Raw genomic sequence first — 3078 nt, forward strand, 5'->3', positions numbered from 1 at the left:
TAGACTAGTCCTTAAATAAATAATAGCATCATTTAATATTTTGGTCAATAAGAATTTGAAAATTTTATAAAAATTCAAATGTTTTATATGAATATGAATAGTGCTATAATAAAAAATAATATTTAAAATAAAATTATTAGTGCAAATGTACAATATTTAAATTTATAAAAATTTTAAGTTTTGTCGATATATAACAGAACGAAATTTTAAGAATGGAGAAATATATGAAATATAAAATTGCATTTTTAGGACCTCAAGAGTTTTTAGAACAAGAATATAATGATTTATTTATAAAATTAAATGACATGGGTGATTTAGAATATATATTATGTAAAGCAGATGATTTTGAAAAGTTATTATCTGTATACGAAAATAAGAGTGATTATTATGATGGAATAATGTTTTCTGGTCTTATACATTATCAGATGATTAGACCTATAGAAAAAAAAGCTAGTATACCTTTTGGACATTTAGATTTTAGTCAAAGAGATTTTTATAAGTATTTATTTAAAACATATTTAAATGAAAAAGATTTAGATTTTTCTCGTTGCTTTATAGATTTTTTGAGAAAAGATAATAATTACTATGACTTATATTCAATTGTAGATGATAAAAATGCTCCATATACACTAAGGGATTATCCTGAAATAGAAAAAGAAACCGATTTAAAAAATATTTATAATCTTGCCTATGAGAAGCAACTAGATTTATGGAGAGACAAAAAGATAGATATGTCTATTACTAGATTTTATTTTACTCATGAAAAATTATTGAAATTAGGATATAGATCGGAATACCTAATTCCATCGAAGCAATCTATTTTAGATAGCTTTAAGGAATTGATAAAGGCTATAGATTTGCATAAACTAGATGAGAATAGAGTTGCAACCTGTGTGATTACTTTTAATAAAAGTGAATTTCAAGATGATGATTTTATATTTAAGGTTGAATCTATAATATTGAAAATGGATGAAATTTTAAATGAATGCTTCAATAAAAACGGGATTTATAATGTATCTATATTTAAAGAGAATTTAAAAATACAACTTCAAACGACAAAAGAAAATCTTATAAAAATAACTGATAATTATGCAAAATCAAATATATTAACAGATCTTACATCTGGGTTAAATTATAATTTTGATATAGGATGGGGAATAGGTAATACTAATACACATGCTTTAAAAAATGCTATAAAAGCAAATAAATTATCAGCTCAAAATGGAGGAGGATGTGTGTTTATAATTGATAATTTAGAAAAAGTATTTGGTCCTATATTGCCTAATATTGAAGAGAATAAAATAAAAGAAAATCCTATTATAGATAAAATAGCTCAAAAAATACCTCTATCAAAAATGAATATAACAAAAATAATCTCAGTAATTGATGAAAGAAATACAAATAAAATATCAGCTGAAGTTTTATCTGAATATATGGGAATAACTGTTAGAAGTGCGAATAGAATTTTAAGTACACTATGTAAATATAATGTGGCTTCTATTAGAGAGGAAAAAACAGGAAACAAAAGGGGAAGACCTAAAAAAAGTTATATAATTGATTTTAGTAAATTACTTTAGATATTTATCTGGTCAAATTGAAAAAGGGAGTTCATTTAGACTCCCCTATAATTTTTAAAAATTAATTATTTGACTATATTGTAGATGTCATCTGGCGTTTCTAAAATAATTTTACACTGTTTCTTGAGCTCAGGATTAGCACCCCATAAAGCTAAACCGAATTCTGTGTTGTTGTTTTCAGCACATTTTATATCTGCAGTTGAATCGCCTATAAATAAAATTTCTCTATTAGTACAATCTGCAAGCTCCATGAGCTTTTTAAGTGGTTCAGCAGATGGTTTTGGATTTTTCGTATCGTCTATAGATACAGTGTAGTCAAAATAATCTCCTAATTTAAAAAGAGATATCAATTTGTCTAATTCATGTCTTTTTCTAGATGTTACTATAGCTAGCTTTATACCTAAGCCTTTAAGCTTTACAAGTAAATCTAATAAGCCATCGAAAATTTCGACTTCATCTATTATTTTATCAAATTCAGAAATCCACTTTACTTGAGCTGATTTATAATCTGATATACCATATTTTTCGAATATCTCCTTTGCTGATGTTCCAGTTAATTTTAAAAGCTCCTCCATTGAAACTGATATATTGTAGTGAATAGCAAGACACTTTTGAAGGCTTTTTAAATTTATAATTTCAGAATTTAATAAAGTTCCATCTAAATCAAATGCAACCACCTTGTACATAATATCACCAGCCTATTTAAGCTCAATAGCTTGAACTACAAATATTTCTTCTAATTGTTTTCCATTTTGATATGTTTTAAATCCGCCGCCGAATATAGTAGCAGAAGTTATTGCTACATCGTTTGAATCAAATAGAGCTAATTCAAATTTACGTCCTTCAAATATATGAAGCACTTTACCATCCTTTAAATCCATTTGTCTATCTGAATCTCCGTATATTTCATCGAAGTTGGCTTCTTTTCTAAATAAATCGTATTGATCTAAGCTCTTTTGTAAATCTATATCTTTATAAGCTTCATTAGGGAATTTAGCTATAGCATCCTCTAATATATTTAATCCTCTAACATCTGTAAATCCCATCATACGACTGTTCATTAATCCATTTTCCATTTTGTTTTCCCCCTTGAAATGTCTTTTTTCTCTGTATATACAATTATATAATAATACAGTTTAAATCTAAAGTTATTTTTAAAAAGATAGGATGGTGAATAGAATTCTATTTTTGTAAATAGAGTACATTTTTTTGTACATTAAAGATTCCATAAGATATATAAAATCTAGTATAATTTTTGTATAGGGAGTTAAACAAAAATTATACTATGGAGGGTTTATGAAAAAAATTTATCAAAAAATACTAAATAGCATAGGAGATAGGGAAAAGACCTGATGCTATGTTAATTCCGCATTGGTATTGGTAAAAACAATTAATTTGTTTAAAGGAACGCCGAATTTAAATAGATGACAGTATAAATTAGTACATTGCTTGCACTTATCGAAGTAGAGCGATGTACTTTTTTCATTGTCGTAAACCTTCC

The 3078-nt window shown here is 26.0% G+C and carries 3 protein-coding genes; 1 reads left to right on the forward strand and 2 read right to left on the reverse strand.

Annotation, left to right across the window (positions count from 1 at the left end; translation table 11 throughout):
* Window positions 1-224 precede the first annotated feature (224 nt).
* Entirely contained in the window at window positions 225-1577 is a 1353-nt protein-coding gene (locus ACI3VO_RS12095) for a hypothetical protein (RefSeq protein WP_439758160.1), read from the forward strand.
* Between the two features lie 65 nt (window positions 1578-1642).
* Here ACI3VO_RS12095 and ACI3VO_RS12100 read toward each other — a convergent pair whose 3' ends face one another.
* Window positions 1643-2263, reverse strand: coding sequence for an HAD family hydrolase (locus ACI3VO_RS12100; RefSeq protein ID WP_439758161.1), 621 nt, complete (start codon window positions 2261-2263; stop codon window positions 1643-1645).
* A gap of 12 nt (window positions 2264-2275) precedes the next feature.
* The gene (locus ACI3VO_RS12105) at window positions 2276-2653 is read right to left on the reverse strand and encodes a hypothetical protein (protein WP_439758162.1); all 378 of its coding nucleotides are present in this window, start codon (window positions 2651-2653) and stop codon (window positions 2276-2278) included.
* Window positions 2654-3078 lie beyond the last annotated feature (425 nt).

Source organism: Intestinibacter sp. (assembly GCF_051866655.1).
In the GTDB taxonomy this organism is placed as follows: Bacteria; Bacillota; Clostridia; order Peptostreptococcales; family Peptostreptococcaceae; genus Intestinibacter.